General features: G+C 65.8%; 6 protein-coding genes. 3 read left to right on the top strand and 3 right to left on the bottom strand.

The features are described 5' to 3' along the window. The 3 genes from ACILRA_RS19005 to ACILRA_RS18995 form a co-directional block, all read left to right on the top strand. Positions 1 to 528 (top strand): MFS transporter (locus ACILRA_RS19005; RefSeq protein WP_395663633.1); only part of this gene is annotated, 528 nt, incomplete at its 5' end. A 14-nt stretch (positions 529 to 542) separates the two neighbouring features. Next, complete coding sequence (locus tag ACILRA_RS19000) at positions 543 to 1,283, top strand: SDR family oxidoreductase (RefSeq protein WP_395663632.1); 741 nt, start codon at positions 543 to 545, stop codon at positions 1,281 to 1,283. Positions 1,284 to 1,312: 29 nt separating this feature from the next. Further along, the gene (locus ACILRA_RS18995; RefSeq protein WP_395663631.1) at positions 1,313 to 2,086 is read left to right on the top strand and encodes an SDR family NAD(P)-dependent oxidoreductase; all 774 of its coding nucleotides are present in this window, start codon (positions 1,313 to 1,315) and stop codon (positions 2,084 to 2,086) included. On the opposite strand, the gene ACILRA_RS18990 is transcribed toward ACILRA_RS18995, so the two are convergent. The 3 genes from ACILRA_RS18990 to ACILRA_RS18980 are packed head-to-tail and all read right to left on the bottom strand — an operon-like array spanning position 2,076 to position 5,483. Then, a complete protein-coding gene (locus ACILRA_RS18990) occupies positions 2,076 to 4,088 on the bottom strand; it encodes an FAD-dependent oxidoreductase (protein WP_395663630.1) in 2,013 nt (670 codons plus the stop codon). The two genes, ACILRA_RS18995 and ACILRA_RS18990, sit on opposite strands and share 11 nt — an antisense overlap. A gap of 52 nt (positions 4,089 to 4,140) precedes the next feature. After that, positions 4,141 to 4,740 (bottom strand): short chain dehydrogenase, encoded by a 600-nt coding sequence (locus tag ACILRA_RS18985; RefSeq protein WP_395663629.1) that lies wholly within the window; start codon positions 4,738 to 4,740, stop codon positions 4,141 to 4,143. Between the two features lie 8 nt (positions 4,741 to 4,748). Continuing rightward, on the bottom strand, positions 4,749 to 5,483 hold the full coding sequence (locus tag ACILRA_RS18980) for a DUF1013 domain-containing protein (protein WP_395663628.1): 735 nt from the start codon (positions 5,481 to 5,483) through the stop codon (positions 4,749 to 4,751). Positions 5,484 to 5,562 lie beyond the last annotated feature (79 nt).

Below are 5,562 nucleotides of genomic sequence, written 5' to 3'. Positions count from 1 at the left end.
GGGCTCCTGTGTTTCCTGGCGCTGATGATCGAAGGCTCGATCCTCGACTGGGCCGCCATCATGATGCGCCAGAAGTTCGAGATCGACGCCGGTCTCGCCGCACTTGGCTTCGGCTTCTACCAGGGCGGCATGGCGGCAGCACGCCTGACGGGCGACTGGATCAGGCTGCGCATCGGGGCGGTTCGCATGGTCGTGTGGAGTGCGCTGCTGGCGGCGGGCGGAACGGCCCTCGCGCTCAGCGCACCAACGCCCTGGCTCGCGATCGCGGCCTTCGTGTTTGCAGGCCTCGGGCTTGGCAACATCGCGCCCGTTCTGTTCGCGGGCGGAGGGCGGCTGGAGCCCGACGCGCCGGGCCGCGGCATTGCCGCGGTCACGACGCTGGGATACAGCGGCTTTCTCCTCGGGCCGCCGCTCATCGGCTTTGCAGCACAGCTTACCGACATCAACACCGCCCTCTTCCTCACCGTCATCGCAGCGCTTATCATCGCTGTCTTCGCGCGCTCGGTGAGGGCGGCGGATACATATTGAAGAGGGAGACGGGCGTGTCATTCGAAGGCAAGCGCGTGATTGTCACAGGTGCGGGCCGTGGCCTTGGCGCAGCGCTGGCCGTGGTGCTGGCCGACCAGGGCGCCGAGCTCATGCTGACGGGCCGCAACACCGAAAACCTGACGAGCCTTGCCGAATCGATCAGGCTCCGCTGTGGCCGCAAGCCGGAGCTACGCCTGCTCGACATGGCTGATCCTTCAGCCGTGACCCTTTTTGCCAAGGGGCTGAGGGATGAAAGCCGGCCGCTCGACATCCTTATCAACAACGCCGCGCAGTGGCTGCCGGGCCGCATGGAGGAACATGATGCACTGGCGATCAGCCAGACCATCGCCGCCAACGTCACCGGCACGCTGCTGCTGACGCGCGGCCTGGTGCCCATACTCGAGAAGTCGGGCGCGGGCGACATCATGACCATCGTTTCGATCTCCGGCCTCCCCAATGCGCGGCTTCAGAGCGCGTCCGTCGCCTATGCCGCAAGCAAGCAGGCTCAGGCCGCCATGAACGACGGGCTGCGGCAGGAACTGAAGGGCCGGCCGGTGCGGGTGCAGGCAGTCTTCCCGCCCTATCTCGAGGATATCTCGCCACTGAACGCCGTGGCGTGGGACGCACCCCGTGGTGCTGACTCGCACGTCACCAACCGCGACATCGTGGAAACGGTGATCTTCTCACTCTCACGGCCGCATCACGTGATGCTGGCCTCAATCATCGTCGATTCCGACAACGGCGGGATGTTCTGAACCCGTCCCTTCCTGCAGGAGCATGTGCCTTGAGACTGAACGACCGTATCGCCATCGTCACCGGAGCAGCCCGCGGCATCGGGCTTTCCATCGCGGAACGCCTGGCAGCCGAGGGAGCCACGGTGGTGTTGTCCGACATACTGGACGACACGGGACAGGCAGCCGCCAACGCCCTTGGCGCCACCTTCATGCATTGCGACGTCTCAAAGTCGGCCGAGGTGAATGCCCTTGTCTCGTCCGTGGTTGAGCGGTTCGGCGCCATCGATATTCTGGTCAACAATGCCGGGATCGCGGTGGGTGCTGATTTCCTCGATGTTTCGGAAGCCGACTTCGACCGCGTCATCGGCATCAATCTCAAGGGTTCCTTCCTCATGCTGCAGGCTTGCGCGCGGCACATGGTGAAGCAGGCGGAGGCGGGGCGGAAGCCCGGGGCCATCGTCAACATGTCATCCGTCAACGACACGCTCGCCATTCCCGGCATCGTCACCTACTGCATGTCGAAGGGCGGGGTCTCACAGTTGACGCGCGCCACATCCATCGCTCTGGCGCCCCACGGAATCAGGGTCAACGCCATAGGTCCCGGCACCATCGAGACGGACATGGCCCGCGGCGTTCTGGCTGACAAGACTGCCATGAACCGCGCCATGTCCCGCACGCCGATGGGGCGCATCGGCGCACCTTCCGAAGTGGCCTCCATTGCGGCATTCCTCGTGTCGGACGATTCGAGCTACGTCACCGGCGAGACGATCTACGTGGACGGCGGCCGCATGCCGCTGAACTACACGGTGCCCGTCAAGGAATGATCAGCGCCCGCTCCCGCCGCGCCACGGCTTCGCCGTCGCCAAATTCGCGCGCCAGCCGGTGACCCGCATAGACGGCATGGGCAATGAGGCCAGGCGCGCGCGCATCACCGATGAGAGACAGTGTCGCGAGCCCCCTGCCCTTGAGCGCACTGTAGAGCGCATCATCTCCCTCGCGCGAGGTGACGGGAATGAATGTTTCAGCAGCGATCTCCCTCTCGGCGCCCGAGAATACGCAGCGCAGCACGGCGGACCCTGGCCGCAGGCCCGCAACGAGGGTGTTCACGATCACCGTCACGCCCAGTTCCAGCAGCCGTGCATGGGTTCGCGGCTGTTCGGCCGTGTAGACGGACCATTCCGCCACCTTGCCCTCGCTGGTCACGTAGGTGACGGGCACTCCGGCGCGCGCCACATGCTCGGCGATGGCAGCGGCGAGGTAGTAGTTGTCGTCGTCGAAGACCACGGCAGGCCCTGTGATCTGCGTGGCAGCCGCCCGCTCGGGCGCCAGCGTGCGCGGATCATCGAAGGAGGCCGCGGCCGCATGCATGCTGCGGCCACGGCCGTCGGTGCGCCAGTGGCTGCCGGTGGCGATCACCACATGCGGAATGCCAAGGCCGATCACGTCGTCCGCACCCATGCGGCTGTCACGGAACATCTCGACGTTCGGGAGTTTTGAGATCTGGTGCAGCCGCCAGTCCCGCACGCGTGCCCATTCGGCCAGGCCCGGCAGCTTCGTCTCCCACTGCAGGCGGCCACCGGGGGACTGGCCGGCATCGGCGATCTTCACCTCGTGGCCGCGCCTGGCCAGCATGAGGCCCGCCTCGAGGCCCGCGGGCCCCGCGCCGACGACCAGCACCTGCTCTCGCGTCTTTGCGAGAGCAATCTTCTCCGGGTGCCAGCCGCGCCGCCACTCCTCGCCCATGGTCGGGTTCTGGGTGCAGCGGATGGCGGCGCCGCGGCTGTTGTGCGCATAGCAGATGTTGCAGCCGATGCATTCGCGGATATCGTCCTCGCGGCCTTCGGCGATCTTGGCGGGCAGGAAGGGGTCGGCGATTGAAGGCCGCGCCGCGCCGATCAAGTCCACCACGCCGCGCTTGACCTGCGACAGCATCGTCTCGGGCGAGGTGAAGCGGCCGACACTCACCACGGGCTTTCCGGTGATGGCCCGCACATGCGCGATGCGCGTTTCGAGCGAGGCTTCCTTCACGAAGCGCGATCCGCCCATCTCCTGGGAATAGTCCGCGATCGTCACATCGAACAGATCGACCGAAGGCGCGAGCGATGCGAGCAGCTCCGAGCGCTCCGCGAAGCCGCCGCCATCCTCATTGTCGACCTCGATGCGCAGCGCCACCGCGCAAGTGTCACCGATCGCGTCGCGCGTTTCGGCCAGCACCTCGCGCAGCAGACGGGCGCGCTGCATCAGCGTGCCACCATAGGCGTCGCCGCGGGCATTCATGTCGCGGTCGAGGAACTGGCCGAGAATGTAGCTGTGCGCAGCATAGACATAGACGATGTCCATGCCCGCCTGCCTGGCCCTGAGGGCGGCCGCCCTGTGCCATCCGCGGAACTGGCGGATGTCGTCCAGATCCATGCGGGCGCATTGCCAGGGCGATTCCATGGCAGGCAGGCTCGAGGGGGCGAGAGCCACCTCGCGCGAGGCATGGTTCGATGCCCGCATGCCGCCATACCAGAGCTCGGTGCCAGCCAGCGCGCCATGCGCATGCACCGCATCAGCCATCGCCGCCATGTTCCGGACGTCGTCTTCGTCCCACAGGCTCGCGAAGGGATGCGGAATATCGTCCGATGAGGGATGAATGGAGCAGTATTCGGTGTTGACCACACCCCAGCCGCCTTCCGCCTTGATGCCCCGCATGGCGGCCAGCGTAGAAGGCAGCTGGTAGCCCATGCCCGAGCAATGCGGCACCTGGTAGAAGCGGTTGGGCGCCGTGACGGGCCCGATCCTCACGGGCTCGAAAAGAATGTCGAAGCGATTGTCGCGCGGCATGGAAGCTCTCCTCAGGCGGGAGAGGCTACCAGCCCGGCAACCGCTTCGGCAATCACCCGGCGGTGATGACCTGACCGGTGAGCGCGCCCTCGACGCTCTTCACATAGGCAAGGCCGACGCGGGCAGATGAAACCGTTTCATGGCCGGGGAAGAAGCCTTCGTATTTCTTCTCGGATTCCTCGAGAAGGCCGGGGCTGACGGCGTTGATGCGGAGCCCGCGCGGCATCTCGATCGCGGCCGACTTGACGAAGGCGCCGATCGCGCCATTGACGGCGGCGGCATTGGCGCCCTGGCGCACGGGGTCGCGGTCAAGAACGCCGCTGGTCAGCGTGAAGGATCCGCCGTCGTTCACGAGCGGCAGGCCAAGCAGCACGAGGTTGATCTGCCCCATGAGCTTGTCGTCCAGGCCTTTCCGGAATTGTCCGGGCGCCATGGCCGCAATCGGGCCGAAATGCACGTGTCCGGCGCAGGCCACCACGGCGTCGATCTTGCCGAGCCGGGCATACATCGCCGTCACCGACGTCTCATCCATGAGGTCGACTGTCACGTCGCCTGCGCTGCGGCCAGCGCGCACGATGTCATGCCGCTGGGAAAGCGCCTTGACAGCCGCCTGCCCCACGGTGCCTGCCGCACCAACCACGAGAATGCGCATAACCGGTCCTATTCCTCTTCCACTTGCTTGCGGGCGAGCGGCTTGAGCTTGGCAAAAACCGAGTCGGCGTCATAGGAGCGCTCCTCCTCGCGCACAGAGGGTGCGAAGGTGGGCTGCTCATCATCGGCATGCGCGGCGGCATGGGCTGCCGTTCCCTCGACTTCGGAGGCCGGAATGAGGGTGCGCACGGGCGTTGACTCGTTTGCCGGCTTGCCGGCCTTGCGCGCCGCCTTCTGCACCGCGAAGTCGAGGTCGAGCTGCGAGCAGATGCCGAGTGAGACGGGGTCCACCGGCTTGATGTTGGCGGCGTTCCAGTGCGACCTTTCGCGCACTGAGGTAATCGTCGACTTGGTGGTGCCCACGAGCTTCATGATGGCGGAATCCGGCAGCTCGGGATGATAGCGGAGCAGCCAGGCGATGGCGTCCGGCCGGTCACCGCGGCGGGAGACCGGCGTGTAGCGCGGACCCGAGGTCGCCTTCTGAACCTGGATGTTCACCTTGGACTCAAGAATCTTCAGCCGGTACTCCGGGTCCTTCTCGCCCTTCGCGATTTCCTCGCGGGTGAGTTGGCCGCCGGTGACGGGATCGAGCCCCTTGATGCCGGCAGCCACGTCGCCGTCGGCGATGCCCTTCACCTCGAGTTCGTGCAGGTGGCAGAAATCGGCAACCTGCCGGAAGGTGAGCCCGGTATTCTCCACGAGCCAGACAGCAGTGGCCTTGGGCATCAGCGGTATGCGGGACATGATCTTTCTCTCCTTGAGAACCGGTGTTTCAGGTTCCCTGTCTCAACGACAGCTTGGTGGGGATAGGCTCATATAGAGC

Origin of the sequence: Aestuariivirga sp. (assembly GCF_044239095.1) — a bacterium.
Lineage (GTDB): Bacteria > Pseudomonadota > Alphaproteobacteria > Rhizobiales > Aestuariivirgaceae > Aestuariivirga.
The sequence above is the reverse complement of the archived record's forward strand: the minus strand, read 5'-3'. Positions and strand labels throughout refer to the sequence as shown.